Here is a 25,558-nt window from a genome sequence, read left to right on the forward strand (position 1 = left end):
GAATGGCCGGGCTATTTCTTCAGGTCACTGAGATTCCAGCACGAAGTCTGGCTGTCCGCGTTCTCCTTGGTGATCGGAATCAGGGTGGTGTATTCCGAACCCTTGATCGAACCGGCCTTGGCGCCGGACGACAGCAGCCATTTGATGGTGCCGGCCATCTGCGCGGCCTGGGTCGGCACGTCGTAGCTCAGGTTGAGGTCGAAGGCGCCGGACTTCACGAGTTCGCAGGCGCCCTTGCGCTCGCCGCCGCCGGAGGTGGCGACGAACACCTTGCCGGTCAGGCCGGCTTCCTTCACCGCGGCCGCGGTGCCGATGTCCATGCCGTCCCAGAAGCCGACGATGCCGCAGAGATCGGGATTCTGCTTCAGCACCGTCTGGGTGATCGCCTTGGCCTTTGCGGCATCCCAGTCGGCGGCCTGGCTCGAGACCACCTTGATCTCTGGATGCTTGGCAAGCACGTTCTCGACGCCCTTGAGCGTGTAGGCGCTGGCGGCGGCCGACAGGGCGCCCTGCACGATGGCGATCTTGTTCGACTTGCCCTGGCAGGCCTTGACCACGGCCTCAGTGTCCTTCTCGCCGATCTCGATCCAGTTGGCGCCGACGAAGGCCGACGAGCGATAGGCCGATCCCATGTTGATCTGGATGACGTAGATGCCTTCGTTCTCGGCGCGCTGCAGCAGCTTGGCGTAGGTCTGCACGTCCGGATTGTGGATCACCATCACGGCCGGCTTCTCCGAGATCAGCGAGGTCACCGCCTGCGCGCCGGCATTGGTGTTCCAGTTGGGATCGCGGATCTCGAACTTGACGCCGAGGGGCTCGAGCTCCTTCTTCATGCCGGCGTACCAGCCCTCGGTGAGGTCGAAGTTCATGGCGACCGGAACGTAGGCCACCGTCTTGCCGGCAAGGGCCTCCTTGAACGGCTTCTGGAACGGCTCGTCGAGGCCCTGCTGGGCCAGAGCCGGGGCGGCGATGGCCGCAAGCCCGAGCGCTGCGGCGATCACCTTGGCAGTCCTGACAGCGTATTTCATTGCTTCCTCCTTGGTGGTGATTGATCGTTCTTCGACTTGGTTCAGATGTCGCCCTGCTGTGCGGTTTCTTCGTTGCGCGGATTCAGGAATGAATCCGTGATGACGGCGAGCAGAAGGACGACGCCCTTGACGAGGTTTTGTCCGGCATAGGAGATATCCATGATGGTCATGCCGTTGAGCATGGTGCCGATCAGCAGCGTTCCGATGATGACGTTGAGCACGCCGCCACGGCCGCCCGACAGGCCGATGCCGCCGAGCACGACGACGAGAATGACGTCGTAGATCAGGGTCGAATTGAAGACCCGGGTCGGCATCGAGTTGACCGACGCCGCCATCACCAGGCCCGCAAAGCAGCCGATCTGGGCCGCGACGACATACTGCAGCACGATGATCGGCCGCGAGGGGATGCCGGTGACGCGGGCCGCATAGGGATTGTCGCCGATCGCGTAGATATAGGCGCCCCAGCGCGTCTGGCGCAGCAGGAAGGCGACCACCACGCAGGCGATCGCGAACATCACGATCGAGGTCGGGACACCGAGGATGGTGCCTTGTCCGAGCCGCTCGAAGCCCTGCATGCCGTCGCTCCACTGCACGACGTCGAGCTGAAACAGCGCGGCCTGTCCGAGGCCGGCGAGCAGCAGGCCGGTCGCCAGCGTCGCAAACAGCGAAGGGACTTCGGCGTAGGCGATCAGCCAGCCATTGACCAGGCCGAACGCGATCGTGAGCAGCACGGCCGTCAGCAGCGAGGCCGGCAGCGAGTGGCCGTTCTGCACCATCTGTAGCACGAGTCCCGGAGGCACCGCGAGGGCTGCGATCAGCGAGATGTCGATGCCGCGGCCGATCACGACCAGCGCCATGGCAAGCCCGAGGATGCCGAGCACCGCCACGTTCTGCAGCAGCGTCAGCATGTTCTCCGGCGTCAGAAAGCCGCGCAGGAAAATCGAGAACGCCAGGAACAGCACGGCGAACACGGCGAAGACGATCTCCTGCTGATTGAATCGAAATCGCTTCATTGCCTCGTCCTTCCTTTCGGCTACGGGTGCGCCGTCTGCCTGGATCTCGTGCGGGAGCCGGTCGCGACGCGGCCGGGCCGCGTCCTGCCGGCGACCGCGGCGTCGACAAAGGCGCCGACGGCGCTGATGTAGGCCTCGATCGAGGTGCCGCGTCGGCGGTACTTCGTGCGCTTGACGTACCAGTCCTGCAGCAGCGGCTTGATCAGCGAGGCCGTCAGCGTGACCTGGTCGATGGCGAACATCCCGCTGGCGACGCCCTGCTTCAGGACGTCGGCGATGATCTTCTCGGTCATCACCTCCATCTCGATGGCGCGCTGGCGCTCGGCGGGCGGAAACGATTTCGCTTCCATGAAGGAGAACACGAACCAGGGCTGCATCGCCTCGCTCATGCGAACATGGGTGGCGATGATCCAGTGCAGGTGCTTGCGCGCATCCTGCTTCACGCTGGCGGGCGGCGCTGTGAGGACTTCAGCCGCCGTTTCGGCGACCTCGCCGAGGATCATCGACAGCAGCGTCGGCTTGCTGTCGAAGTAAGTATAGAGGCCGCCCATGCTGAGACCGGAGGCCTCCGCGAGCTGGCGCAGCGTGGTGGCGTGAAAGCCGTGCTTGTTGGAAAGCGTGAGCGTGGCGCCGATGATGCGCGTGAGGTTCGGAACGGCGAGATGCGGCTTCTGGACCCGGATGGAATCCCGATGACGTTCGAGGATGCGTGCGCAAAGCACGTCCATCGCGAACGCATTCGTCCCCGGCCGCTGACGCGCGAGACCCACGTTGCCTCCCTGGCTATGTCCCCGACCATTTCATTTGATTGCCGGTCCGGGCCGGGCTTTACGCCCTTGCTCAATTCCTAGCCCACGAACTGCCATTCGGAAAAGGGGGATGATCAATTTTTCTGAGAGAGCGCTCGCTCGTTTTTTGGCGCGCACCGTGTCGCTTGCCTTGAGCCCGGCGCCGCTCCGGCGCGGTTCGGGAACTTTCGCGCTGAAAGGTCAGCACAAATTCGCGATGCTCTGGTCGACCGACATGCCAGTTGGACGGCCGTCACATTTCCGACGGCGGGTGTGTGAGAAACTGAGCATCGCAACGGTTTGCTGATTCCATGCGAAAATCTGACGTGACGTGCCCCCATTGCCAGGCCGGCTATCGCCGGATCGAATTGACGTCGAGGGGCGGCATCCCCGGCGAGTTTCGATGCCTGGTGTGTGACCAACTGATCGAGCTGATGGACGGTTCGACCGATGTCGCCTTTCGGCTGACCGTGCAGCCGGGCAAGACATCCTACGCTTACTAGCGCGCGCGTCCGCGCAACCGAGGCGGCGAGCGGTCATGGCATGCAATCATTCGCCGCGGATGTCGCTCGGGGCCTTGTTGGTCCAGCGGTGAAACGCGCGCCGGAAGTTTGCCGCATCGCTGAAGCCGAGCGCCAATGCGATATCGTCATTGGCCAGCGTCGTGTTGCGGAGATATTTCAGCGCGATCTGGGTCCGCAGTTCGTCGTGCAGCCCTCGGAAGGAAAAGCCCTGCTGACGAAGTTGGCGCCGCAGCGAGCGGTCGTTCATGCCGAGCTGCTTGGCGATGGCTTCGAAGGTCGGGGGATTGGCGATATCGCGGAGCAGGATGGCGCGGATTTTTCCGGCGACGCCGGTCCGCAATCTCAAGTCACTAAGCAAGACGTCGCAGAGGGCGACGATGGTCGGATACGTCGTCCTGTTGCCGAGATCCGCGCTCCGGTCCAGCAACTGCGCCTTGAAGACGATCTGGTTGGCCGGTTGATCGAAGCGCACCGGGCACCCGACATGATCGAGCGGAAGCTCGAAGTCCTTTGCCTGCGGATAGGCGAGCGTGACTTCGGAGGGAGCGAAGCCTGGTCCCATGATGTCGCGCATCAACGAAATGTGGATGCCGATCTGCATCTCGGCGACGAACCGGTAGAGCGCGTAATCGGCATGTGCGTGCAGATTGGGCTCGATGGTCCATCGCGCATGGGCCTTGTCCTCGGTGAATTCGATCGTCGCCAGCGGCGCGGCGAGCGCGTGGTAGCGCATCGCGAATTCCATTGCCTTGCGAAAGTCCGGGCAGCACAGCAACGCATAGCCGTACATTCCGTAGGTTGAGATGTGGATCGATGCGCCGATGCGATAGGGCAAGTGACGGTCGGTCGACAGGCGCAGTGCGTTTTGACAAACCGTCATCAGCTGCGTCAGCGAAATCCGCGCCTGCGGTGAGTGCACGTCGGCCAGCGGAATGCGGGTGCCGCGCAGGATGGCGTCGACCGGGACGCCGGCGCCTGCCAGCATGTCGAAGACCGCGCCGAGCTTGGTGGTCTCATAGACCTTGTCGCCGGTGCCGACGCTCAGGATGTCGTTGCGGGAGCCCACAGGCCTCTTCAGTCGCGTGGTTGGTTGCAAAGTGAACCAGCCTTTCCTTCAGTCCGGAAGCCGTGCGCCGCAAACCTGGCCCGAGTGGATTTCCGTTCGCGAGCCCTTGGAACATAGCCGGTTCGCGCCAAAACCCAAGACTCGTCAAATGGGTCTCCCTTATTGCGAAGCAGCAAAGTGGGCGCGGAAACGCCGACTGCGACGAGGGCGGCAAAACACCGGTTGCCGTCGACGACGGCACTCTGTCCGGTTCAGACCCGGCTCCTGTCCGTTTCGGACCTTCACAAATCTCGGGCGCCACGCGACGCTTCGTCCTAATGTCACACGGTCAGACCGTCGTGATGCAGCACGGCAGACCACACGATCCGCTCGCCTAGAACTGCGGACGCAACGGTCGGAGGACATGCCAGGTCGAGGGAGGCTTCCATGGTCGGAAGGCTGATTCAGACTGCCCAATCCGCCTATCACTATCCGCTCATCTTCAAGCAGCTATGGCACACGCCGAGCGTGCAGGCGCCAGACCAGGAGATCGTCTATCGCGATCTCAAGCGTCAGAGCTATCGACAGACCAGAGAACGCATCGACCGCCTCGCCTCGGCGCTCAGCAAGGCAGGCGTCGCGCCCGGCGACACTGTCGGCGTGCTCGAATGGGACAGTCATCGCTTCCTCGAAGCCTTCTTCGCGATCCCGATGATGGGGGCCGTGCTGCAGACGGTGAACGTCCGCCTGTCGCCGGAGCAGATCGCCTACACGATCGATCACGCCGGCGCATCGACGCTGCTGGTCAATGAAGAGTTCGTAGGATTGCTCGAGGGCATCAAGGCGCAGCTGCCCAAGGTCAAACGGATGATCGTGATGTCGGACAAGCCGTCGCCGCAGACCGGCAACCTGTCCTTCATCGGCGAGTATGAAGGTCTGCTTGCGGCAGCCTCGCCGGACTACGACTTCCCCGATTTCGATGAGAACACCCAGGCCACCACCTTCTACACGACCGGCACCACCGGTCTGCCCAAGGGGGTCTATTACAGCCACCGCCAGTTGGTGCTGCACACGATCGCCGGGCTTGCGCTGTTCGGCATGGCCGGGTCGCAGGGACGCTTCTCGCGCGACGACGTCTACATGCCGATCACGCCGATGTTCCACGTTCACGCCTGGGGCTTTCCGTGGTCGGCGACGCTGGCCGGTACCAAGCAGGTCTATCCCGGCCGCTACGAGCCGGCGATGCTGGTCAAGCTGATCAAGAGCGAAGGCGTCACCTTCACGCACGGCGTGCCGACCATCCTGCAGATGCTGCTCAACGCCGCCGCTGCGGCCAAGGTCGATCTCCACGGCCTCAAGATGGTGATCGGCGGCTCCGCGCTGCCGAAGGCACTGGCCAAGCAGGCGATGGAGGCCGGCATCGACATCTTCGCGGGTTACGGCATGTCGGAGACCGGCCCGCTTGCCGCGGTGTCCCATGTTCAATCCAGGGATCTCAGCGGCGATCCGGACGGCGAGGTCGAATTCCGCACCCGTGCCGGCATGGCCGGCCCGCTGGTCGATCTGCGCATCGTCGATCCCGACATGAAGGACGTGCCGCATGACGGCAAGTCCGCCGGCGAGATCGTGCTGCGGGCGCCGTGGCTCACTCAGGGCTACTTCAACAATCCCGAAGGTTCGGAGCAGCTCTGGGAGGGCGGCTATCTGCACACCAGCGATATCGCCGTGGTCAGCCCGGGCGGCTACGTCCAGATCACCGACCGCATCAAGGATGTGATCAAGACCGGCGGCGAATGGGTCTCCTCGCTGCAGATCGAGGATCTGATCTCGCAATGCGCCGGCGTGGCCGAGGCCGCGGTGATCGGCGTCAAGGACGAGAAATGGGGCGAGCGCCCGCTCGCGCTGGTGGTCAAGAAGCCGTCCGGTGCCGACGGCCTCAGCGACGACGCCATCAAGGACCATCTCAAGGTGTTCGCCGACAAGGGCGTCATCTCGAAATACGGCATCCCCGGCAAGATCCTGTTCATCGACAGCATCCCCAAGACCAGCGTCGGCAAGATCAACAAGAAGGAGCTGCGCGAGCTGTACGGCGACATGTGACGGCTCAATACAGCCGGGAACGGATCGAGGAGGACGACATCATGAGCAACCTCACTTTGGCTGGCCTCGACGAGCACGTCGGCAAAGAGCTCGGACTTTCCGATTGGGTCGCGATCGATCAGCAGCGTATCGACAATTTTGCGTCCTGCACCGGCGACCATCAATGGATCCACGTCGATGTCGAACGCGCGAAACGGGAGAGTCCGTTCCGCGGTCCGATCGCACATGGCTATCTGACGCTCGCGATGGTGGCGCCGCTGGCGATGCAGGTCGGCATCATCCCGCGCGACGCCGCCGCCGGATTGAACTACGGGGTCGACAAGGTGCGCTTCCTGGCGCCGGTGCCATCAGGCGCGCGGGTGCGGCTGCGGGTGGTGCTGTCCGGCATCGAGCCGAGGGACGGTGGCCAGGTGATCATGAAAACCCTGAACACGCTGGAGGTTGAAGGATCGGAGAAGCCCGCTCTGATCGCCGAAACGCTGGCGCTTCTGATTCCCGCAGCGGGAGCCAAGCAATGAGCACGGAAAATCGCAGCCCGGATTCCCCGGCGTCCGACATGTCCGAGGCGGCGTCCAGGAATACGCTGGCACTCAATCCGTTGGTCGGCATCCAGGGCCAGGACCTCGTCGAGGGCGCCGGGGTCCTGTTCAAGGCCGTCATCAACGAGCCGAAAGTCGCGACCGAGCAGTGGCTGTCTTTCGTCGGCGAGCTCGGCTCGATCGCCGCCGGCAAGTCCGAGCGCACGCCGAAGGCCGGCGACAAGCGGTTCGCCGATCCGACCTGGAAGGAGAGCTCGCTGCACTCCGGCCTGCTCAAGGCCTATCTGGCGTGGGGCGAGGCGGTCAACGGCCTGGTCGACAAGACCAGCCTCAGCGACATCGACAAGCAGCGCGCGCATCTGATCACGGACATCCTGATCGATGCCGTCGCGCCGACCAACACCATGCTCACCAACCCGGCGGCGGTCCGCAAGTTCATCGACACCGGCGGACAAAGCCTGTGGAGCGGCCTGAAGAACTATATCGGCGATCTGACGCAGAACCGCGGCATGCCGTCGATGGTCGACATGAACGCGTTCAAGGTCGGCGAGAACCTCGCGATCACGCCGGGCGCGGTGATCTTCCGCAACGAGCTGATCGAGTTGATCCAGTACACCCCGACGACGCCGACAGTCAGGAAACGGCCGCTTCTGATCACGCCGCCGCAGATCAACAAGTACTACGCGCTCGATCTGTCGCCGGACAAGAGCATGGTCCGCTTCCTGCTGGAGAGCGGTTTTCAGGTCTTCGCCGTGAGCTGGCGCAACCCGACCGCGGCGCATCGCGACTGGGGACTGGATACCTATGTCGCGGCGCTCGACGAGGCGGTCGACGCGGCGCGCGAGATTTCCGGCAGCGCGGACATCTCGATGATGGGATCCTGCTCCGGCGGCATCACCTCGACGGCCTATTTCGCGACGCTCGGCAGCGCCGCCGAGAAGAAGATCAAGAATCTGGTGCTGGCGGTCTGCCTGCTCGATCCCAACTCGGCCGAGGAGAGCACGTTCGGCTGCCTGATGACGCCGGAGACCATGCGCGCGGCCAAGGCGTCGTCGCAGCTGCGCGGCATTGTCGACGGCCACGATCTGGCGCGGATGTTCGCCTGGATGCGGCCCAACGACCTGATCTGGAACTACTGGGTCAACAACTATCTGCTCGGCAACCAGCCGCCGGCGTTCGACATCCTGTACTGGAACGCCGACACGACCCGTTTGCCGGCGGCGCTGCACGGCGATTATCTCGATCTTTATTTCTCCAACCCGTTCGTCAACGCCGGCAAGCTGACGCTCAATGACAAGACCATCGACATGAGCAAGGTCAAGGCCGACAGCTACGTCGTCGCGGGGGTGACCGACCACATCACGCCGTGGAAGGGCGTCTACAAGACCGCGCAGATCATGGGCGAGGGCACCACCTTCGTGCTGTCGAACAGCGGACACCTGCAGAGCCTGCTCAATCCGCCGAGCAATCCGAAGGCGTCCTTCATGATAGGGCCGATCTCCAAGGACAAGCCCGACGCGTTCATGGCCTCGGCCGAGAAGCGCAAGGGCAGCTGGTGGCTCGACTGGCGCGACTGGCTGCAGGCGCGCTCAGGCGACGAGGTGGCGGCGCCTGCCTCGCTCGGCAGCGCGCGCTATCCATCCCTTGGCGCGGCACCGGGGACCTATGTCTTTGACTGATGATCTCACCAGCGCTGACGAGGCCGGGCCGGCGGCGGTTGCGCAGCGCGGCGCGATCGAGACGCGGCAGATCACGGTCGACGGCCAGTTGCTTCAGGTCGCGATCCGGCATGGCGGCGGCGGCGGGCCGCCGCTCTTGCTGTTCAACGGCATCGGCGCCAATTGGGAGCTGGCGAAGCCGTTCCTCGATGCGCTCACCGGCACGTCCGCCATTATCTTCGACGTGCCCGGCGTCGGAGGGTCGCCGAAACCGGCGTGGCCCTATCGCCCGTCGACCCTCGCGCGTCTTGCCGCCGGGCTCGTTGCGGAGCTAGGCTATGCCGAGGTCGATGTCGCCGGCGTGTCTTGGGGCGGCGGTATCGCGCAGCAGTTCGCGCATCAGTTTCCAAAGCGCTGCCGCCGCCTGGTGCTTGCCGCGACCGCGCCCGGTTTCACGATGGTGCCGGCAAGCCCGTCGGTGCTGTGGAAAATGGCGACGCCGCGCCGCTACACCGACAAGGGCTATATGAAGACGATTGCCGCCGACATCTATGGCGGGGCGTTCCGCGACGATCCATCGTTGATCGGCCGGCACGCCGCCGCGATGCACGGCGCGCGCAGCATGGGTTACTTCTATCAGCTGCTCGCGATGACCGGCTGGACCAGCCTGCCCTGGCTGTGGTCGCTGCCGCAGCCGACGCTGATCCTGATGGGCCGCGACGATCCGCTGGTCCCTCCGGTCAACGGTCAGATCATGGCGAGCCTGATCCCGAACGCCGAGCTACGCCTGATCGACGACGGACACCTCTTCATGGTGACGCGGCCAAAGGAAACCGCCGGCCTGATCGAAGCGTTTCTGGCTGACGAGAGCCGTCAGGCTGCATCGTCATCTCTGCTCGCGCGAACAACGAGCTACTTCAGGGATTTCGTTCCGACGTCCGGAGGCGGACGGCAGAAGCCTTAAACACAGCAACCAGGGAGGATATCGTGACCGACAATACCTCTTACATCGACATGCTGCGGAAGTTCGGCAGTGACCTCGGTCTGCCGAAGCTGAACGTGGACGAATTGCTGCAGGCGCAGAAGAAGAACCTCGAGGCGCTCGGCCAGAGCGCGAAGGTCGCGGCCCAGGGCGCGCAATCGGTGGCGCAGAAGCAGCGCGAGGTGATCGAGGCGGGCTTGCGCGAGGCCTCGACTTTGGCGCGCGAGTACAAGCCGCTCGGCAAGATTCATGAGAACCTCGCTCTGCAAACCGAATTCGCGCGGAAGGTGTTCGATATCGCGGTCAAGGGCGCGCAGGACAGCGCGTCGACGGCGCGGCAGTCGACCACGGACGCGGTGAAGATTATCCAGGACCGGATGAAGGAGAACTTTGAGGAGTTCCGCGCCAGCGTCCGCCCGAACAAGTCAACCTGACGCCACGGTGAGACGAATCCCGGCAGGGCGCGGGTCCTGCCGGGAGCGCGGGATAAGGGCGAGCCATCGCCATGCATCAGGGAGGACATCATGGCCAACGCACAGGCGACACGGTCTGCCAAGCCGGATTACGCGCCGCCGCCGATCAATGGCGATTTCTACGGCATTGCCACTGTCCTCAATGACAAGGAGCGCGCGCTGGTGCGGCGTGTGCGTGAGTTCACGGAGGGTGTCGTCGCGCCTGTGATCGAGGAGTTCTGGAGCCGCGACGAATTTCCGTTCGCGATTATCCCTGACATGGCCGAAATCGGCATCGGCGGCGTCGGCTATCAGGGCTATGGCGCGGCCGGCGGCAGCTGGCTGCTGAACGGCTTTGTCGCGATGGAGCTGGCGCGGGTCGATTCCTCGGTCGCGACCTTCTGGGGCGTGCACACTGGGCTTTCGGCGGGCTCGATCTATCTGTGTGGGGACGAGGCCCAGAAGAAGCGCTGGCTGCCGGCGATGATGCGCTTCGAGAAGATCGGCTCGTTTGGTCTGACCGAGCCGCTGGTCGGCTCGGCGACGTCGGGCGGGATGCTGACCACCTGCCGGCGCGAGGGTGACGTCTGGATCCTGAACGGCCAGAAGAAGTGGATCGGCAACGCCACTTTCGCGGACATCAACGTGATCTGGGCGCGCGAGGAAGGCTCCAACCAGGTCAAGGGCTTTGTCGTGGGCAAGGACAATCCCGGCTTCTCGGTCGAGAAGATCAAGACCAAGATGGCGCTGCGCGTGGTGCAGAACGGCCTGATCACCCTGAAGGACTGCCGCGTGCCCGAGGCGGACCGGCTGCAGAACGCCAACTCCTTCAAGGACACCGCCAAGGTGCTGCGCATGACCCGCACCGGGGTGGCGTGGTTTGCCGTCGGCTGCGCGATGGGCGCCTATGAGCACGCGCTGCGTTATGCAACCGAGCGGCAGCAGTTCGGCAGGCCGATCGGCGGCTTCCAGCTCGTGCAGGATCTCTTGGTCCGGATGCTCGGCAACGTCACTGCGACCCAGGCGATGATGCTGCGACTCGGACAGATGCAGGACGAGGGCGTGATGCTGGACGAGCACGCCTCGCTCGCGAAGGCGTTCTGTACCGTCAAATGCCGCGAGACCGTCGGCTATGCGCGCGAGCTGCTCGGCGGCAACGGCATCCTGCTCGAGAACCATATCGGGCGCTTCGTCGCCGATGCCGAGGCAATCTACTCCTATGAGGGCACCCGCGAGATGAACACCCTGATCGTCGGCAAGTCGATCACGGGATTGAGCGCCTTCGTCTGAACCGTTGCGAAAGCATCCAACTCCCTCATTGCGAGGAGCGTCAGCGACGAAGCAATCCACGTTTCCACATGTGGTGAAATGGATTGCTTCGCTTCGCTCGCAATGACGTGGATAGGGCTACGCGATTGCCTTTATTCCGCCGGCGGCAGGCTGCCATGGCCGGCTTCGGCGGTTTTCCGCGGCAGCATGCCGAGGGCGACGATCGCGGCGGCGAAGCCGGCGGCAGCGCCGACGCCGAGTGCCCAGCGCGGGCCGAGGTGATCGGCGACCCAGCCGACGATCGGGGCGCCGATCGGCGTGCCGCCCAGCGCCACGCCGAGCCGCAGCGCCATCACGCGGCCGCGCATCGCGGGCTCGGTCGCGAGCTGCATCAGCGCGTTCGAGGTGTTGGCGACGGTCAGCGCGGCGACACCGATCACGACCAGCGCGGCAGCGAACAGCCAATAGTTCGGCGCCAACGCGGCCAGCGTGCAGCCGAGGCCGAAGATCGCTGATCCCAGCATCAGGGACGAGAACCGCGGCTGGTCGCGGCTCGCGGCGAGCAGCGCGCCCGACATCGTGCCGAGCGCCATCACCGACGACAGCAGGCCGAAGCCACGCGCATCGGTGTGGAACACGCCGACCGCCATGGTGGAGATGAAGATCGGAAAGTTCAGTCCGAAGGTCCCGATCAGGAACAGCATGATCAAGGTCGCCCGAAGGTCTGGGCGGGACCAGACATAATGGAAACCCTGCATGACGCTGCCCTTGGTGGCATGCGCCCGCGCGTTCGGGCGCAGCTCGGAGGTGCGCAGCAGGGTCAGCGAGGTCAGCACCGCCAGGAACGAGGCGCCGTTGAACAGGAACGCCCAGCCGGTGCCGACGGAGGCGATGATCAGGCCGGCGACGGCGGGGCCGATCATGCGCGCGGCATTGAACGAGGTCGAATTCAGCGCGATCGCATTCGAGAGGTTGGTGTCGCTGACCAGCTCGGCGACGAAGGTCTGGCGCACCGGCGCGTCGAGCGCTGCCGCGCAGCCGAACAGGAAGGCGAATACATAGACGTGCCAGAGTTGCACCAGTCCGGTGACGGTGAGAATTCCAAGTGCCAGCGCGAGTGCGCCCATCGTCGCCTGGGTCGCAATCAGCAGCTTGCGCTGGTTGAAATGATCGGCCGCAAAGCCGCTCCACGGCATCAACAGCAACTGCGGGCCGAATTGCAGCGCCATCACGATGCCGACGGCGGATGCGCTATGTTGTGTGAGCTGGGTGAGAACCAGCCAGTCCTGGGCGGCGCGCTGCATCCAGGTGCCGATGTTGGACACCAGCGCGCCGGCCGCCCAGACCCGGTAGTTGAAGCTTGCGAGCGATCGAAAGACGCGTCTCATGTTCGCTGAGGATCATTCCCGCCGTGAAACCGTCCGAACCGCCGCGCCAGCATCAGGCCGATCAAGAGGCCGCCGAGGCCAAGCGCTGCAACGTCGCTTGTCGTTCTCAAGCCGAAGTCGCCGACGCGGCAAACCAGTAGATATCCGACCGCGAGGTTGAAGAAGCCCCACACGATGTTGACGGTCGATGACGACAGGCCTTCGCCCGGCGGCTTTGCGAACGGGCTCTGGAACGGTTCGCCCATCATGCCGGCGACGACGTGCGGAATTGCGTTGGTGAGGAAGGCGCCGCCGAAGAAATAGGCGACGAGGTCAAGCCAATTCATGCGCGTTGGTCCTTTCAAGCAGATCGATGATCGCCTGCGTCGAGCCGGTTTCGCCGAGCCGCGGGAACACGTGTTCGATGCTGTAGTCATGCGCGTTGGGCCGCGCATCGGTCATGGCGTCGATCGCGAGCGTGACGTTGAAGCCGGCCTCATAGGCCTGCCGTGCCGTGGATTCGACGCCGGTGCCGGTCGCAACGCCGGCGACCACGACCTGAGTGACGCCGCGGGCCCGCAGCTGCTTCTCGAGATCGGTGCTGGCGAACGCGCCCCACGTTCGCTTGGTCACGACGATGTCGCCCGGCTGCCGGTCGAGCTCCGGAATCAGGTCGGTCCAGCCGTCGGGAAATTGTCCATTGTGGCGCGGCCGCTCGGTTCGTCCCGGTGCCGTGCCGTCGACATTGACCAGCACGATCGGCAGTCCACGCCGTCGAAACGCATTGATGAGGCCGCAGGCGTGCGCCACGACGTCTCCGAACGGATGCACGAACGGCGCGCCGGCGAGCCCCGATTGCAGGTCGACGACAATGAGGGCGGTGATCGGATCGAGCGTCGTCAGAGCCATGATCGTCTCCTGTTCTCGCGATTGGTGTGGCGCGGCCGGCATCAATCCGCGACCAGTCGTTTCAGCAGGCCGACGGCGGCGGCGAGTTCATCCTGCTCCCGTGCCGACAGCCGCGCGGCGATGGTGCGCGACAGCCAATCCTGCCGCGCGGCACGGCCGGTGCGCAGCCGCTCGCGGCAGCTATCGGTCAGCGACATGATGGTCTGGCGGCCGTCGTCCGGATCGGGCACGCCGCGGACCAGGCCCGCGGCCTCGAGCGCCGATATCGCCGAGCTCATCGACTGCGGACGCATGCCTTCCGAGCGCGCCAGGCTGGACACGGTCGCGGGGCCGTCCTTTTCGAGGCGCAGCAGCACCGCGACCTGGGACGGCGGAAGATCCTCACGCTGGCCCTGCTCGCGCAGCCGGCGCTTCAGCGTTCCGATCAACAGGCGAAGGTCTTCGGCGAGCGCGGATGTGCGCGCCGAGCCGGTACGGGCCGCTGCATTGTTCATGTCGGTCATAGTGGCATATATGAAGGTAAACTGTAAAGATTAGCTTCGCAGATTACCTTCATATTCCCGTGATCGTCAGTGCTGTGGTCGGACGATGCTGCAAAATCTGAACCGCGCCTGAACCCGGCTCCGGAGTGAATCACATTAGATTTTGTTGTCTTCGTGCGCGCGGTTGTCGATGACTGCGCTTGCGCTCACAACGTGGCGTATCGTCCCCGCGGTGGCTCGCGGAGTTGTTTGGAATGAAGTTTGATGTTCGTTTCACGGCGATCGGCGTGTCGATCGTCCTCGCTTGCCTGGCGCAGCCGGCAGCGGCCCGGACCTGTGAGGCGCCACCGGCGCTGACATCGGTCGATCCTCCCGGCTTCTACCAGAACGCAAGCGGTTACGCGGACGCCATCAAGCCGCTGCATGCGTTCATTGCGCAGGTCAACAAGGCCGCCGATGAACGCGACCTCGATTGCGTGATGGACTTGCTCGCAGACTGGGCGAGCGGAAGTGCGCTGCTGACGATCGGGGCGAACTATCAGGGCGATTTCGAGCGCTCCTGGGCCGGGACCGATTTCGCGCTGGCGTTGCTGCGTTTCCCCAACGCGTCCATCAAAGCCGACCATCGATTCCCGCAAATCAAGCCGTGGCTGATCCGCATCGCCGAGGAAACGCGCGATGCCGATCGCATCAACCACCTCGGCAACAATCTGGTCTATTGGGCCGGGCTCGATCTGATGTCGATCGGCACCCTGACGGATCGGGGCGATCTGGTCGACGCCGGCATATCCCGGGCGCGCCAGGGCATCAGGGACATCGGGGCGCACGGCGAATTGGAGCGCGAGTTGAAGCGCGGCGAGCGCGCGCTGCACTACCACAACTTTGCGCTGACCCCGCTGGTGTTCTGCGCCGAACTCGCAAGCCGCCGGAAGATCGACCTTTATGCGGAGAACAAGGGAGCGATCCGTCGGCTCGCCGACCTGATCGTTCGCGCGGTGCAGGACGAGCGCAGCTTCGCCGCTCTCACCAACGTTCCGCAGCAGCTCTTCCCCTGGACGTTCCAGGGAGACCTTGCCTGGATGGAGCCGTATTACGCCCGGTTTCACGATCCGCGCTTGCCGCCAATTCTCAGCTCGAGAAGGCCTTTGAATAATCCGAGGCTCGGCGGCAACGTGACGGCAAGCTGGGGCGCGCCCCTGCCGGACTAGGCGTCGGCCGGAGATGCGCAGTATCCCGATGACGCGCGCTATTCGCTCTCGCTGGTCGCCGGCGCCGCGTACATGTCCCGTGCGCGCCGGGTCACGGCCGCGTAGCGCGCGGTCGCGCTGAGGCTCATCAGGCCGGCGCGCACCAGTCCGAGAATGGCGCGGCGCGAGTGGAACGGCCCGGTCTTGCTCGCGGCATATCCGCGCGGGTAGAGCTGCAGGCGGCCGGCCAGCGCTTCCTGCAACGCCAGCTTCTGGGTCGCGCTCAGGCGCCGGCGCCGCGCAGGCTTTTCCGCTTCCGCCAGCATGAGCTCGGTACCCAACGATTTCCGTGGCGCGGCCTTCATTGTCAGCTCACATTTCGGCCGACAGGCGCGACCTTCCGCGAGGCCCGGCGACCGGCCGGCATCGCCATGGACGCCGGCATGTGGCACATCATGGCTTGCGCTGTTACTCATGCGTAAGACAGAACCGCATTTCGAGCGGCAGCGGCATCTGACGAAAGTCAGGACCAGTTGTGACGAAAGTCATATTCGTTTGCGGCCGCTGCGGGCTTACGCCAGAGTGGGCCGCTCGCTGAGTTGATGGGCAACGCATGATCGATCTGAGCGCGGATTTGCTTGCGGCCGCAGGAGCCGACGTCATCGGTCTCGCCGTCATCGGTGCCGACCGAAGCATGCAGCGGAAGATCGGGCGGCTGGTCGAATGGCTTCCCGCAATCGGCGTCGATTGTTGCGAGTGCATGCTGCTGGTCGGCATGGAAGCCGAGCTGGCGGCGCTGGCTCGCGGCCAGCGGGACATGATCGCACTGGCCGGTGTCCGCGGTGCCTCGCCTGATATCGCGCAGCCCATGACGGCGGTCGTACTGTGGAATGACGCGCAGTCGCATTACTTCGTCATCGCCATGCCGGACTTCGCGGGACGTCAGGTCGAAACGCTGCTCGGAAGCGAGCGCCGGGCCCGCCGGCTGATGGAGCAGCAGCTCGAGGCGGCGAGCGCCGAAGTGCGTTTTGCCTCGCTGGCGCGGACGCGGCTGCGGCTGGCGCGCGACTTGCACGATACGCTGGTGCATTCGATCGTGGCGCTGCTGACCCAGATTCGGCTGATCAGGCATTACCTCTCAGCCGACCCCGCGCGCGTAGCGGACAGCCTTGCAACCGCCGAAGACGCCGCAGCGAGCGGCCTCTCGCGCGCCCGCGAGGCCATCGATCGCCTGCGCACGCCCGACGATTTGAAGCTCGATCCCGATGTCGAGGGACTGCTCAGCGACTTCGCCGCGCGCAGCGGCGTCAGGGTGTCGATCCAGATCGACGAGGAGGCGCGTCCCGGCTTGCGCGATTGCGGCTTGACGGTTCAACGCATCCTCAGCGAGGCATTGCGCAATGTTCAGGCACATGCGAAGGCACGCCGTGTCTCGTTTCACGCCTTCGAAGCGCCGGCTGCGGTCGGTCGAAAGCTCGTCGTCGAGATCCGCGACGACGGCCGCGGCTTCGATCTCGCGGTGCCTACTCCCGGACATTTCGGATTGATCGGGATGGCCGAATTTGCTGAACTCGTCGGCGGAAGCTGCGCGGTGGAGAGCGCGCCCGGACAGGGTACGCTGGTCCGGATATCGCTCCCCGTGGCGGTGCCGCCGGCAGCGTCTGCCGGCCTGCTGGCCGATTGATGTCGTTGCCGCGCCAAGACCTTCGAGAGGATGACTGAAGCCCGTGAGCATAATTGAGAAGGTGCGGGTGCTGATCGCCGAGGATCAGACCCTGATCAGGGAAGGTATCGCCACACTGCTTGCCCAGCAGAACGACGATTTCGAGATCCTTCCCGGTGCGTCCGACGGCGAGCAGGCCATCGAATTCGCACGGCGCTATCGGCCGGACGTCATCCTGATGGACCTGCAGATGCCGCGTGTCGACGGCATCGCGGCGACCCAACGGATTCTGCGCGAGTTGCCGCAGACCCATATCGTGGTGCTGACGACGTTCGAGACCAACGATCTGATCTTCGAGGCGGTCAGCGCCGGCGCCAAGGCGTATCTCCTGAAGGACGCCAGGATGGAGGAGATCGCATCGACCATCCGCGCGGTGATCAACGGCCAGTCCGGGCTGTCGCCCAGCGTCGCCGCGCGCATCCTCGACGAGTTTAAGCGGCTGCGCGGCCCGCGCGTCTCGGCAAAGCTGCCGGTTCGCGACGGGCTGACGGCGCGAGAGAATGAAATTCTCACGCTGATCGTCGAGGGCAAGAGCAATACCGAGATCGGTGAACGGCTGCATTTGGCCGAGGGCACGGTGAAGAACTATGTCAGCACCATCCTGGAGAAATGCCAGGTCAAGAACCGTACGGAACTGGCAATAAAGGCAATAACTTACTAGAAATAACTGCCCGCAATCGCACACCACGCGGTTGATCTGGCTGAGATTGCTCGCCTTTCTCTGTGCCGCGCCGACAAAATTGGCTATAGGTTTGTTTCGGATTTGCTTTTTGACATGGCAGGTCCGGATTGCGCGGCTTTGGCTAAACAGGGAATGACCATGAAGGGTATCGAGCGCCAGACCAAGGATAGCGATGGACTGGCAAACGCGGCGGCCGGCAACGGCGCGGATTCGGCGGCGCCTAGCATGGCGGCGATCGATCAGGTCCGCGATCTCCTGTTCGGCGGCGCGCAACGCTCGATTGAGTCCAATCTGTCGGGTCTGCGCGAGGAGATGCAGGCATCGCTGAAGCAGATGCAGGCGGACTTCAACAACGAGCTCACCACGCTGCAGGCGCGGCTCTCCGACCTCGAACGCGATACCGAGCAGAAGCGTCTCGACTCGCTGAAGGATGTCGGCGCGGCCATCACCCAGCTCGGCGCTGCGATCAGCGGATTGGGATCCGGCCGCACGGGCAAATAGCATGGCAGCTGCTGCCGGCCAGAACCGCGAGATCGAGCAGCTCAGGACATTGCTGTTTCAGCCCGAGGCGACGCGTCTGACGTCGCTGGAGGCCGACCTCGACTCGCTGCAGCGCTATGTCGGCAACGCCGATCGCCTGGAGACGGCCACCGCCGGCATTCTGGTCGAGGCGCTGGAGCGCGCCGAGGTCAATCGGCCGCGCGAGCTTGCGACTGCGATTGCGCCGGTCGTGGTCTCCGCGATCCGCAGCGAGATCAAGAATTCGCGCGAGCAGATGATCGAGGCGCTCTATCCGATCGTCGGCCGGCTGGTCAGCGCCGCGGTCGCGAACGCGTTCCGGGAACTGGTTGCCTCGCTCGAGCAGCGCATCAATGCGCTGACCTCGGCGCAATTGTGGGTCGGGCGGGTCAAGTCGCTGGTGACGGGACGTCCGATCAGCGAGTTCGTGCTCGCCGACAGTCCGCCGCAGATCAACCGGCTCCTGATCATCGAACGCGGCAATGGCCGCCTTGTCGCCGACTGGAAGCGCGAGCCGACGGTCGATGAGCGCGCCGACCTGCTTAGCGCCATGGTCGCGGCAATCCTCGAATTTTCCGTGCAGGCGCTGGCCGGCGAAGGCAATCTGCAGACGCTCGATTTCGGCGGACGGCAGCTCGCGCTGCGCGCCTCGCCGCGCTTCATCCTGGCGGCGGAGTGCCTGGGGCCGCTGCGCCCCGCCGACAACGCCAGGATCAACTCACTGTTCTTCGATGCGATCGAGCGCATCGACCGCGGCGCGGATTGCGACGGGCCGATGCTCGCCTCACTCGCAACGGCGATCGAGACCGACGACACACCGCGGCGGATCGCGAGCCGGCGCGGCAAGGTGATCCTGTTCGCCGTGCTCGCCGCTGTGGCCGCGCTGTTGCTTTATTTTGCCGTGACCTCGGTGACGCGTGCGCTGCTGGAGCGGCGGACCCATGCCGCGCTGGAGCAGCTCGCCGCGAAGCAGCCCTTGCTGGCGACCTTCCCGCTGCGGCTCGACTTCGATCACGGCAAGGCAAGCGTGGCCGTCTCGGGCATCGAGCCGAGCCAGTTGGAGACCCCGCCGTTGATCGACGCGCTCGCTGCGGCCGCGGCGCCGTACAAGGTGGTCGACCGCATCGGACTGGTGTCCACGCCGGACCAGGCAGCGGCATCGCAGGCCGGCATTGCGGGCCTGCAGCAGAGCCTGACGCGGCTGCAGGCGAGCCTCGACCAGATGCGCGAGGCGATGGGTGCGCAGGCGAAGTCGGGCGACGAGAAACATGCCGCTCTCGCCGCGCAATATGACAAGCTCGGCGAGCAGTCTGCGAAATTGGGCGAGCAAGTCACGAAGCTGCAGTCCGTCGCCGACGGTCCGGCGGCGCGGCTCGATCGCTTCATCGCCTCGACCGCGATCTTCTTCATCAATAATTCGGACGAGATCCTCGACAACGACCAGGCCGATCAGCAGTTGCGCGAACTCGCCGGGCTGCTGACGAACAATGATCTCAGGCTGCGCATCGTCGGCTACGCCGATCAGAGCGGCACCGAAGGCACCAACAAGACGCTGGGGCGCAAGCGAGCGGAGCAGGTGCAGCGCAGGTTGACCGCGCTCGGGGTCGACCCGTCGCGACTGATTCTGGTGTCGCGCGCCGCGACGATGCCGATCACCGACCGGCTCGACGCCACCGTCGGCGGCAACCGCCGCGTGGCGTTCGAGACGGTCTACCGAGGCGAAGTGGCCCGCTGATGCTCACCGCAAAAGTCATGCTGCTCGGCGACATGGGGGTCGGCAAGACGTCGATCCTCTATCGGCTGATCTACAACCGGTTCGAGGGCCAGTACAAATCCACGCTGGGCGTCGAGATCCTGAGCCATGACGTCGCGCCGGCGGATGGCAGCGAACCGATGCGCCTCGTGCTGTGGGACACCGACGGCGATTTCGGTACGCAGATCTTCGACACGGTCTATGTCACCGGCGCATCCGCCGCCATCATCGTGTCCGACGTCACGCGACCGCAGACCGTGACCCGCATGGTCGAGCTGGTCCGCGGTTTCGAGGAGCGCTTCCCGGGCCGGCCCTACCGGGCGCTGCTCAACAAGATCGACCTGCCGGAAGCCGCTGGCAGCGCCGGCGCGATTGCCGAGCTCGCCAAGTCGAGCGTCAAGCCGGTCAGCGCCAAGACCGGCGTCGGCATTGCCGAATGCTTTGTCGAACTCGCCCAGACCATTCGCCGCCGTCAGCTCTAGCTCACATAACTCCGCGCAGGTTTGTGTCAGCCGTCCCGACTTCTCGGGGCTGGCGAATCGGGCCGGGACGGCTGACTTCATCGCACGTGGGGCGTACGATGAAACGCGCGCGACGTGCGGTGCAGGACCGCACGATTCTCTCACCAACTGCACCACGCCGTCCCACACTCCGATAGTGACGATGGTCATCTTCCACTCGGCCAATGGCCTGCCTATCGTCCACCCGTCACTGGAACCAGTCACGGGTCCAACGGTGTCCCGGGCGCACGGAGTGAGAGAACATGAGCATTTTTGGAAGCATCATGGGTGCAATCTTCGGCCACGGTGCCCAGGCCAAAACACCTGAGACCACGACGGCTGCGCCGGGAGCATCGCCGGCAACGACGTCAACTGCCGCATCCACCGCGCCTGGCACGCCCGCCGCGCAAACGGTCGACGTCGCGGCGATCGTCGACAAGGCGGCGGCTGCCACCGGCGAGAAGCTCGACTGGCGGACCTCGATCGTCGACCTGATGAAGGCGCTCGGGCTCGACAGCAGCCTTGCTGCGCGCAAGGAGCTCGCCAAGGAGCTGCACTACACCGGCGATACCAACAACACCGCCACCATGAACGTCTGGCTGCATCAGCAGGTGATGGCCAAGCTCGCCGCCAATGGCGGCAAGCTGCCGGCCGACATCAAGACCTGATCACCGCCTTGAGCCGTGCGCTGCTTTAGCGTCGCGCACGGCTCCGAACCATGTGTATTGCGTGAGGAGCAGTTGTGATGACCCCATCTCATCTTGCCATCCTGAACAGGCCGCGGGCCGGCGTCGTTGCCGCTTCGATCGGCGCGGGACTCGGCCTCGCGGTAGTGGCGATGGGCATCACCATCGCCGTCGCCCGCGCCGATAGTGCCAGCGAGGAGTCGCGGCCGGCGAACGCGGACGCCAATGTGCCGCGCGCGGCGCAGAACCTGCCGCCGGCGCGGGTCATTCTGCCGGCGCCATGGGAGCAGGCCGCTCCCGCGCAGCCGGTCGCAGCACCGGCAAATCCGGCAGATCACAAATAGTCTTCGCGGCTCCGTTGCGTAACGCTCGCTGCGAACGGCCCGCACACCGCCCAGCTCTGGAGCCTCGCCATGCCAGAACAGGTCAAGCTGCCCCGAAAATTGTCTCAGGAGCCCGGCGGTCCGCCGTCGCTACGGCCGAGCCACCGGCGGGTCATCGAGGATCTCGATCGCTGGGCCAATAGTCCCGGCCTACAACCGCCGAGTGACGCAGAGAAGCCGGGCGACGACCAGCGCCAGCGCAAGTAAGCGTGCCGCCGATGGACCTGCATCGCCGAGGATGCGAGCCGGTGGCGCCGTCTTCAATCAGTTGAACGGCACGCGCGCCCTGGCCGAGAACGTCCAGAGCCGGGCCGTGCCGCCGAGCCCGCCATACTCCGCGCCGAGGCCGAGCATCATGCCGCCCGCGAGCCTCGTGTTCAGGCCACCCGTGACGCGGGCCGACCAGCCCTCCAGCACCAGCGTCGGGTTGACTGGGATGCCGCTCACGGCCAGCGCCGCGGCGTCGTCCCTGCTGAAATAATAGTCGCCATAGACGCCGAGATAGGGCGAGACCACCGCGGCGTCGGTCGTTGCCAGCGGATAGCTCAGCTTGACACCGCCGGATGCGCGGCCGGTGACGAAGTCACGCGCCGTCTGCAGCGTGCCGAGCGTGTCGACATAGGCGTTCTCGTGCTCCCACAGCGTGTAGAGACGTGCGGACGGCTCGATCAGCAGGTTGCTCATCCTGTAGCTGCCGGTGAGCCCGGTCGCGAACATCCAGCGGTCGCCGTTGAAATTGCCCTGCGCCGTTCCGGCGACGCCGTTGTAGCCGATCTGAGAGAAGGTCACCGCGGCGTCGTAGCGCAGCGCCGGCGTGATCATCCAGCCGAGATAGCTGCCTGCGGTCCAGCCGTCGCCGGTGAGCTTTCCGTTGATGTCCTGGGCCGTGTAGTTGAACGTCTCATAGCCGGCGACGGCGCCGACCAGGAGGTTGGGCAGCGCCCGGTAGGTCAGTCCCATCAGGGCATTGAGCTGGCTGCCGTAGATCGATGAACCCGTTGTGCCGACACCAGGCGAGGTCGGCGACGACCAGCGGTCGATGCCACTGCCCCTGACGTCGATCCAGAACAGCCAGTCGCGGGGTTCACGATTGGCCGTCGTCTGGGTTTTGGGCGCCGCCTTGGTCGGCATTTGCTGGTCGATCGCCGCAAACGCATTGTCGATTCGCGAACTGTTGCCGCTGCGTCCGGGTGCGCCGGAAGTGCGATCCGGCGCATAAGCACTGCGATTCCCCGTCGCATCGGGCTGCGCCAGGCCGTCTGACGGATCGGCCGCGAAGTTGAAGTGCATGCCGGCGCCGCCTGGTGTCATGAAGCTGCCGCCTTCGCTGAACCCTTCCGAGATCGCGTTGTCGATCGCGCCCGAGATCGCCTGGCCGGAGTTCTGCGCCACCAGCTTGGTGATGTCGATCTGCAATGCCCGCAGCTTTACGCTGTCGGTCGGGACATTCACGCTCTGCGCCAGCGCGGGCGAGGTGCTGGCATTGAATGCGCCGCTGCCGGCATAGCTCGCCGTGATGGTGTGGCTGCCGATCTTGAGCGTCGCGATGGAGAAGCTCGCCGTGCCTGCCGCGAGCGTCGCGGTGCCGATCGGCGATCCATTGTCGCTGAAGGTCACTGTGCCGGTCGGCGTTCCTGCCAAGGCGGTGACGTTCGCCGTGAAAGTCACCGATTGGCCAAGACTGCTCGGATTCTGCGATGAGGTCAGCGCGGTCTGGGTCGTCGTTGCGGTTGCGAAGGTGAAGCGGTCCGCCGCTGATGTCGCCGATGTCCCGACTGCCGTCGTCACCGTGATATCCACCGTTCCCGTTCCCGCCGGCGAGGTCGCTGTGATCTGGGTGCTGGAATTGACGGTGAAGCCGGTTGCAGGGGTTGCGCCGAACGTCACAGCCGTCGCAGCGGTCAAGTCTGTGCCTGTTATGATGACCGTCGTTCCACCGCTGGTCGGGCCTGTGGTCGGCGAAATCGACGTCACCGTCGGCGCGGACGCCACGTAGGTGTACCGATCCACGGGAGACGCGAATGACGTCCCGGACGGGTTGGTCACCGTGATATCGACTGTGCCGGTCCCGGCCGGCGCGACCGCGGTGATCCGCTCGCTCGAATTGATGACAAAGCTCGTTGCGTTGACGGCGCCGAAGCGCACCGCGGTGGCCGTGCTGAAGCTGCCGCCCGCGATGGTGACGCTGGTGCCGCCCGCGGCGGGACCTGATGTCGGGGAGATCGAGGCTATCACCGGTGCCTGCGCGCTGGCCGCGGCGACAGAGCCGAACAGCGCGGCGGCGATCACGACGAGACGCCATCCGGCGCGTCGCGCGATCGCCATCGACGGCAGTTTGTTGTGAAGCTCGGACGCAAGACGCGGGGCGGCCAAGCGGAAGCGAGTCCGCGCAAGGTTTGCAATCGGCAACAAAGGTAACCCCCGTCGCGCCGGTCCGCAGCAGGCGGCGCACATCTAAAAAATACGGGATTGTTGTAGTACGCTGCTCGGCAGGCGCGTCGCGGAATCTCCGCGTGCATCTGCTTTTGTGTCGCGCCGTTGCCGGGCCGCTACGTCATTGCACAATCTGAGAAGGCGTTGGCGCGCGCCATGGTTGCGATCTGGCGATCGCGCGGCGGGCTCTTCTCATTCAGCGCAGGCAAAGCGGATGATGGTCAGGGCCGCAGGGCCGTCGCGATCAGTGCGGTCGAGGGAATCGCGAAGGTGTCTCCGACCCGCCCGCGCTCGATCTCGGCGCGGAAGGCGCGCGCGACCGCCGCGCTCTGGTCCGCATCGAGCCCGCTCCAATGCGGCATGAACGCGAACAGTTTGTCGACGTCGGCGGGATTGGCGACATTGAGTTTGAAGTCGTGGGTGATCTCGGCGACGACAGGATCGGAGAAGCCGGCCGCGATGACCGCAGCGCTGAGGCGGCCGGGATCGGCGAGCTCCGCGAGGCCGGTGCACGGCATCGGCGTGACGTTGTCGGGATAGAGCCGCCGGATGATCTGCGAGAGCAAGAGATACACGGCGGCGCCGTCGGCGCTTTTCCAGACCGCAATCGCCGCCGATCCGCCTGACCGCGTCACCCGCGCCATCTCGCGCAGCCCGGCGCGCCAGTCGGGAAACAGCATCACACCGAATACCGACACCGCCGCATCGAAGGCGGCATCCGGCAAGTCGAGCGCCTGGCCGTCCATCTGCTGCGCCTCGATATTCGCCACATCATGCGCGCGGACCCGTGCCACCATGCCGGCCGAGAAGTCGATCGCGGTGACGTCGGCGCCCCTGTGCGCGGCGGCAAGCGCCGCGGCACCCGTACCGGTGGCGACGTCGAGCACCTTCGACGACGGGCCGATCGGGAGCATCGCGACCGCGGCCTCGGCGAAGTGTGTCGTGAACGGCTGCGACTGCGCCTCGTAGGTCGCGACCATCTTGTCCCAATGCGCGGGATCGTTGAACGGAAGCGGCTTCGCCTGGTCACTTGGCTGCATGAATCTGGTCCTCGAGACTTTGTTTGTGTTTGGCGAGGCGGCGCTTGAAATCCTTCGCGAGCGCGTCGAGCGTGACCGCGCCGAGCCGCTTCAGGAAGATCGCCTCGACCTCGCGAAACGTACCTGACAGCGCGTCGTTGACGGCCTGTTCGACCAGGCAGCCGGGATTTTCCGAGCGATGGCCCATCGCGACGATCGTGGGCGCGCCGACCGCGCGATAGATGTCGGCGAGCGTGATGTCGGCGGGATCGCGCGCAAGCGTCCAGCCGCCGCCATGGCCCTTCTCGGAGCGGACCAGGCCCTGCTCGCGCAGGCCCGCCATCACGCGGCGGACGACCACCGGGTTGGTGGCCATCGCCTGCGCAAGTTGCTCCGACGTGACCGGTTCGCCCGCTCCGATCATGTGGAGCAGGCCGTGCAGGACACCGGATAGACGGCTGTCGCGTATCATGTAACTTCATATGTTACATGATGGGCCGAGCGTCAAGAGGGGATA

At 65.1% G+C, this 25,558-nt stretch carries 28 protein-coding genes; 16 read left to right on the top strand and 12 right to left on the bottom strand.

Annotated features, from left to right (window positions below; all coding sequences use genetic code 11):
- Positions 1 to 11 precede the first annotated feature (11 nt).
- From BraRD5C2_RS30200 to BraRD5C2_RS30210, 3 genes are read right to left on the bottom strand one after another with little or no spacing between them, the layout of a single operon-like run.
- Positions 12 to 1,028 (bottom strand): sugar ABC transporter substrate-binding protein, encoded by a 1,017-nt coding sequence (locus tag BraRD5C2_RS30200; protein WP_223974780.1) that lies wholly within the window; start codon positions 1,026 to 1,028, stop codon positions 12 to 14.
- Between the two features lie 41 nt (positions 1,029 to 1,069).
- The gene (locus BraRD5C2_RS30205) at positions 1,070 to 2,041 is read right to left on the bottom strand and encodes an ABC transporter permease (protein ID WP_223974781.1); all 972 of its coding nucleotides are present in this window, start codon (positions 2,039 to 2,041) and stop codon (positions 1,070 to 1,072) included.
- 20 nt (positions 2,042 to 2,061) lie between these two features.
- On the bottom strand, positions 2,062 to 2,769 hold the full coding sequence (locus tag BraRD5C2_RS30210; RefSeq protein WP_223974985.1) for a TetR/AcrR family transcriptional regulator: 708 nt from the start codon (positions 2,767 to 2,769) through the stop codon (positions 2,062 to 2,064).
- Between the two features lie 386 nt (positions 2,770 to 3,155).
- On the opposite strand from BraRD5C2_RS30210, the gene BraRD5C2_RS30215 reads away from it, so the two are divergent.
- On the top strand, positions 3,156 to 3,332 hold the full coding sequence (locus BraRD5C2_RS30215) for a hypothetical protein (protein WP_223974782.1): 177 nt from the start codon (positions 3,156 to 3,158) through the stop codon (positions 3,330 to 3,332).
- A 46-nt stretch (positions 3,333 to 3,378) separates the two neighbouring features.
- Here BraRD5C2_RS30215 and BraRD5C2_RS30220 read toward each other — a convergent pair whose 3' ends face one another.
- On the bottom strand, positions 3,379 to 4,419 hold the full coding sequence (locus BraRD5C2_RS30220) for an AraC family transcriptional regulator (RefSeq protein ID WP_223974783.1): 1,041 nt from the start codon (positions 4,417 to 4,419) through the stop codon (positions 3,379 to 3,381).
- A gap of 426 nt (positions 4,420 to 4,845) precedes the next feature.
- Here BraRD5C2_RS30220 and BraRD5C2_RS30225 point away from each other — a divergent pair, with 426 nt between their 5' ends.
- The 6 genes from BraRD5C2_RS30225 to BraRD5C2_RS30250 all read left to right on the top strand — a co-directional run bounded on the left by BraRD5C2_RS30225 (position 4,846) and on the right by BraRD5C2_RS30250 (position 11,419).
- Entirely contained in the window at positions 4,846 to 6,498 is a 1,653-nt protein-coding gene (locus BraRD5C2_RS30225; RefSeq protein ID WP_223974785.1) for a fatty acid--CoA ligase, read from the top strand.
- A gap of 41 nt (positions 6,499 to 6,539) precedes the next feature.
- Complete coding sequence (locus BraRD5C2_RS30230) at positions 6,540 to 7,016, top strand: MaoC family dehydratase (RefSeq protein WP_223974787.1); 477 nt, start codon at positions 6,540 to 6,542, stop codon at positions 7,014 to 7,016.
- Entirely contained in the window at positions 7,013 to 8,716 is a 1,704-nt protein-coding gene (locus BraRD5C2_RS30235) for an alpha/beta fold hydrolase (RefSeq protein WP_223974789.1), read from the top strand. Before BraRD5C2_RS30230 ends, BraRD5C2_RS30235 begins: the two co-directional genes overlap by 4 nt.
- The gene (phaZ, locus tag BraRD5C2_RS30240; RefSeq protein ID WP_374708059.1) at positions 8,703 to 9,659 is read left to right on the top strand and encodes a poly(3-hydroxyalkanoate) depolymerase; all 957 of its coding nucleotides are present in this window, start codon (positions 8,703 to 8,705) and stop codon (positions 9,657 to 9,659) included. The genes BraRD5C2_RS30235 and phaZ overlap by 14 nt, the downstream gene beginning before the upstream one ends.
- 23 nt (positions 9,660 to 9,682) lie before the next feature.
- A complete protein-coding gene (locus BraRD5C2_RS30245) occupies positions 9,683 to 10,111 on the top strand; it encodes a phasin family protein (RefSeq protein ID WP_223974793.1) in 429 nt (142 codons plus the stop codon).
- A 90-nt stretch (positions 10,112 to 10,201) separates the two neighbouring features.
- The gene (locus tag BraRD5C2_RS30250) at positions 10,202 to 11,419 is read left to right on the top strand and encodes an acyl-CoA dehydrogenase family protein (protein ID WP_223974795.1); all 1,218 of its coding nucleotides are present in this window, start codon (positions 10,202 to 10,204) and stop codon (positions 11,417 to 11,419) included.
- A 131-nt stretch (positions 11,420 to 11,550) separates the two neighbouring features.
- On the opposite strand, the gene BraRD5C2_RS30255 is transcribed toward BraRD5C2_RS30250, so the two are convergent.
- From BraRD5C2_RS30255 to BraRD5C2_RS30270, 4 genes are read right to left on the bottom strand one after another with little or no spacing between them, the layout of a single operon-like run.
- A complete protein-coding gene (locus tag BraRD5C2_RS30255; RefSeq protein WP_223974798.1) occupies positions 11,551 to 12,786 on the bottom strand; it encodes an MFS transporter in 1,236 nt (411 codons plus the stop codon).
- A complete protein-coding gene (locus tag BraRD5C2_RS30260) occupies positions 12,783 to 13,112 on the bottom strand; it encodes a hypothetical protein (RefSeq protein ID WP_223974799.1) in 330 nt (109 codons plus the stop codon). Before BraRD5C2_RS30260 ends, BraRD5C2_RS30255 begins: the two co-directional genes overlap by 4 nt.
- On the bottom strand, positions 13,099 to 13,674 hold the full coding sequence (locus BraRD5C2_RS30265; protein WP_223974801.1) for an isochorismatase family protein: 576 nt from the start codon (positions 13,672 to 13,674) through the stop codon (positions 13,099 to 13,101). The genes BraRD5C2_RS30260 and BraRD5C2_RS30265 overlap by 14 nt, the downstream gene beginning before the upstream one ends.
- A 41-nt stretch (positions 13,675 to 13,715) precedes the next feature.
- On the bottom strand, positions 13,716 to 14,168 hold the full coding sequence (locus tag BraRD5C2_RS30270) for a MarR family winged helix-turn-helix transcriptional regulator (RefSeq protein ID WP_223974803.1): 453 nt from the start codon (positions 14,166 to 14,168) through the stop codon (positions 13,716 to 13,718).
- A gap of 242 nt (positions 14,169 to 14,410) precedes the next feature.
- Between BraRD5C2_RS30270 and BraRD5C2_RS30275 the strand changes: the two genes are divergently transcribed.
- On the top strand, positions 14,411 to 15,364 hold the full coding sequence (locus tag BraRD5C2_RS30275) for an alginate lyase family protein (RefSeq protein ID WP_223974805.1): 954 nt from the start codon (positions 14,411 to 14,413) through the stop codon (positions 15,362 to 15,364).
- 38 nt (positions 15,365 to 15,402) lie between these two features.
- Here the strand turns inward: BraRD5C2_RS30275 and BraRD5C2_RS30280 are convergent, their stop codons facing one another.
- Complete coding sequence (locus tag BraRD5C2_RS30280; RefSeq protein ID WP_223974807.1) at positions 15,403 to 15,684, bottom strand: hypothetical protein; 282 nt, start codon at positions 15,682 to 15,684, stop codon at positions 15,403 to 15,405.
- Between the two features lie 272 nt (positions 15,685 to 15,956).
- Between BraRD5C2_RS30280 and BraRD5C2_RS30285 the strand changes: the two genes are divergently transcribed.
- The 8 genes from BraRD5C2_RS30285 to BraRD5C2_RS30320 all read left to right on the top strand — a co-directional run bounded on the left by BraRD5C2_RS30285 (position 15,957) and on the right by BraRD5C2_RS30320 (position 21,796).
- Complete coding sequence (locus BraRD5C2_RS30285) at positions 15,957 to 17,027, top strand: sensor histidine kinase (RefSeq protein WP_223974809.1); 1,071 nt, start codon at positions 15,957 to 15,959, stop codon at positions 17,025 to 17,027.
- Positions 17,028 to 17,070: 43 nt separating this feature from the next.
- Positions 17,071 to 17,727, top strand: coding sequence for a response regulator transcription factor (locus tag BraRD5C2_RS30290; protein WP_176534057.1), 657 nt, complete (start codon positions 17,071 to 17,073; stop codon positions 17,725 to 17,727).
- Positions 17,728 to 17,886: 159 nt separating this feature from the next.
- Complete coding sequence (locus tag BraRD5C2_RS30295) at positions 17,887 to 18,249, top strand: hypothetical protein (RefSeq protein WP_223974811.1); 363 nt, start codon at positions 17,887 to 17,889, stop codon at positions 18,247 to 18,249.
- A 1-nt stretch (position 18,250) separates the two neighbouring features.
- Complete coding sequence (locus BraRD5C2_RS30300) at positions 18,251 to 20,002, top strand: OmpA family protein (RefSeq protein WP_223974813.1); 1,752 nt, start codon at positions 18,251 to 18,253, stop codon at positions 20,000 to 20,002.
- A complete protein-coding gene (locus tag BraRD5C2_RS30305) occupies positions 20,002 to 20,502 on the top strand; it encodes a Rab family GTPase (RefSeq protein ID WP_223974815.1) in 501 nt (166 codons plus the stop codon). The genes BraRD5C2_RS30300 and BraRD5C2_RS30305 overlap by 1 nt, the downstream gene beginning before the upstream one ends.
- Before the next feature lie 281 nt (positions 20,503 to 20,783).
- Positions 20,784 to 21,188 (top strand): DUF3597 domain-containing protein, encoded by a 405-nt coding sequence (locus BraRD5C2_RS30310; RefSeq protein WP_223974816.1) that lies wholly within the window; start codon positions 20,784 to 20,786, stop codon positions 21,186 to 21,188.
- A gap of 77 nt (positions 21,189 to 21,265) precedes the next feature.
- Positions 21,266 to 21,550: a hypothetical protein gene (locus BraRD5C2_RS30315; protein WP_223974817.1), complete on the top strand. Its 285-nt coding sequence runs from the start codon at positions 21,266 to 21,268 to the stop codon at positions 21,548 to 21,550.
- Between the two features lie 69 nt (positions 21,551 to 21,619).
- On the top strand, positions 21,620 to 21,796 hold the full coding sequence (locus tag BraRD5C2_RS30320) for a hypothetical protein (RefSeq protein WP_223974818.1): 177 nt from the start codon (positions 21,620 to 21,622) through the stop codon (positions 21,794 to 21,796).
- A 57-nt stretch (positions 21,797 to 21,853) separates the two neighbouring features.
- Here BraRD5C2_RS30320 and BraRD5C2_RS30325 read toward each other — a convergent pair whose 3' ends face one another.
- The 3 genes from BraRD5C2_RS30325 to BraRD5C2_RS30335 all read right to left on the bottom strand — a co-directional run bounded on the left by BraRD5C2_RS30325 (position 21,854) and on the right by BraRD5C2_RS30335 (position 25,513).
- Complete coding sequence (locus BraRD5C2_RS30325) at positions 21,854 to 23,962, bottom strand: IPT/TIG domain-containing protein (RefSeq protein WP_223974819.1); 2,109 nt, start codon at positions 23,960 to 23,962, stop codon at positions 21,854 to 21,856.
- 281 nt (positions 23,963 to 24,243) lie between these two features.
- Positions 24,244 to 25,062, bottom strand: coding sequence for a class I SAM-dependent methyltransferase (locus tag BraRD5C2_RS30330; protein WP_223974820.1), 819 nt, complete (start codon positions 25,060 to 25,062; stop codon positions 24,244 to 24,246).
- Positions 25,049 to 25,513 carry an Rrf2 family transcriptional regulator gene (locus BraRD5C2_RS30335; protein ID WP_097674443.1) on the bottom strand — a complete coding sequence of 155 codons (465 nt, stop codon included), beginning with the start codon at positions 25,511 to 25,513 and terminating at the stop codon, positions 25,049 to 25,051. The genes BraRD5C2_RS30330 and BraRD5C2_RS30335 overlap by 14 nt, the downstream gene beginning before the upstream one ends.
- Between the last annotated feature and the right edge of the window lie 45 nt (positions 25,514 to 25,558).

The organism is Bradyrhizobium sp. RD5-C2, assembly GCF_019972155.1.
In the GTDB taxonomy this organism is placed as follows: Bacteria; Pseudomonadota; Alphaproteobacteria; order Rhizobiales; family Xanthobacteraceae; genus Bradyrhizobium.

What these genes read in the sequence shown, in the direction of transcription:
- BraRD5C2_RS30300 (WP_223974813.1), top strand. Translation starts at nt 18,251, where the DNA reads ATGGCAGCTGCTGCCGGCCAGAACCGCGAGATCGAGCAGCTCAGGACA.
- BraRD5C2_RS30210 (WP_223974985.1), bottom strand. Translation starts at nt 2,769, where the DNA reads ATGGACGTGCTTTGCGCACGCATCCTCGAACGTCATCGGGATTCCATC.
- BraRD5C2_RS30230 (WP_223974787.1), top strand. Translation starts at nt 6,540, where the DNA reads ATGAGCAACCTCACTTTGGCTGGCCTCGACGAGCACGTCGGCAAAGAG.
- BraRD5C2_RS30285 (WP_223974809.1), top strand. Translation starts at nt 15,957, where the DNA reads ATGATCGATCTGAGCGCGGATTTGCTTGCGGCCGCAGGAGCCGACGTC.
- BraRD5C2_RS30305 (WP_223974815.1), top strand. Translation starts at nt 20,002, where the DNA reads ATGCTCACCGCAAAAGTCATGCTGCTCGGCGACATGGGGGTCGGCAAG.
- BraRD5C2_RS30330 (WP_223974820.1), bottom strand. Translation starts at nt 25,062, where the DNA reads ATGCAGCCAAGTGACCAGGCGAAGCCGCTTCCGTTCAACGATCCCGCG.
- BraRD5C2_RS30270 (WP_223974803.1), bottom strand. Translation starts at nt 14,168, where the DNA reads ATGAACAATGCAGCGGCCCGTACCGGCTCGGCGCGCACATCCGCGCTC.
- BraRD5C2_RS30200 (WP_223974780.1), bottom strand. Translation starts at nt 1,028, where the DNA reads ATGAAATACGCTGTCAGGACTGCCAAGGTGATCGCCGCAGCGCTCGGG.
- BraRD5C2_RS30315 (WP_223974817.1), top strand. Translation starts at nt 21,266, where the DNA reads ATGACCCCATCTCATCTTGCCATCCTGAACAGGCCGCGGGCCGGCGTC.
- phaZ (WP_374708059.1), top strand. Translation starts at nt 8,703, where the DNA reads ATGTCTTTGACTGATGATCTCACCAGCGCTGACGAGGCCGGGCCGGCG.
- BraRD5C2_RS30235 (WP_223974789.1), top strand. Translation starts at nt 7,013, where the DNA reads ATGAGCACGGAAAATCGCAGCCCGGATTCCCCGGCGTCCGACATGTCC.
- BraRD5C2_RS30310 (WP_223974816.1), top strand. Translation starts at nt 20,784, where the DNA reads ATGAGCATTTTTGGAAGCATCATGGGTGCAATCTTCGGCCACGGTGCC.
- BraRD5C2_RS30335 (WP_097674443.1), bottom strand. Translation starts at nt 25,513, where the DNA reads ATGATACGCGACAGCCGTCTATCCGGTGTCCTGCACGGCCTGCTCCAC.
- BraRD5C2_RS30320 (WP_223974818.1), top strand. Translation starts at nt 21,620, where the DNA reads ATGCCAGAACAGGTCAAGCTGCCCCGAAAATTGTCTCAGGAGCCCGGC.
- BraRD5C2_RS30250 (WP_223974795.1), top strand. Translation starts at nt 10,202, where the DNA reads ATGGCCAACGCACAGGCGACACGGTCTGCCAAGCCGGATTACGCGCCG.
- BraRD5C2_RS30205 (WP_223974781.1), bottom strand. Translation starts at nt 2,041, where the DNA reads ATGAAGCGATTTCGATTCAATCAGCAGGAGATCGTCTTCGCCGTGTTC.
- BraRD5C2_RS30275 (WP_223974805.1), top strand. Translation starts at nt 14,411, where the DNA reads ATGAAGTTTGATGTTCGTTTCACGGCGATCGGCGTGTCGATCGTCCTC.
- BraRD5C2_RS30255 (WP_223974798.1), bottom strand. Translation starts at nt 12,786, where the DNA reads ATGAGACGCGTCTTTCGATCGCTCGCAAGCTTCAACTACCGGGTCTGG.
- BraRD5C2_RS30265 (WP_223974801.1), bottom strand. Translation starts at nt 13,674, where the DNA reads ATGGCTCTGACGACGCTCGATCCGATCACCGCCCTCATTGTCGTCGAC.
- BraRD5C2_RS30295 (WP_223974811.1), top strand. Translation starts at nt 17,887, where the DNA reads ATGAAGGGTATCGAGCGCCAGACCAAGGATAGCGATGGACTGGCAAAC.
- BraRD5C2_RS30260 (WP_223974799.1), bottom strand. Translation starts at nt 13,112, where the DNA reads ATGAATTGGCTTGACCTCGTCGCCTATTTCTTCGGCGGCGCCTTCCTC.
- BraRD5C2_RS30225 (WP_223974785.1), top strand. Translation starts at nt 4,846, where the DNA reads ATGGTCGGAAGGCTGATTCAGACTGCCCAATCCGCCTATCACTATCCG.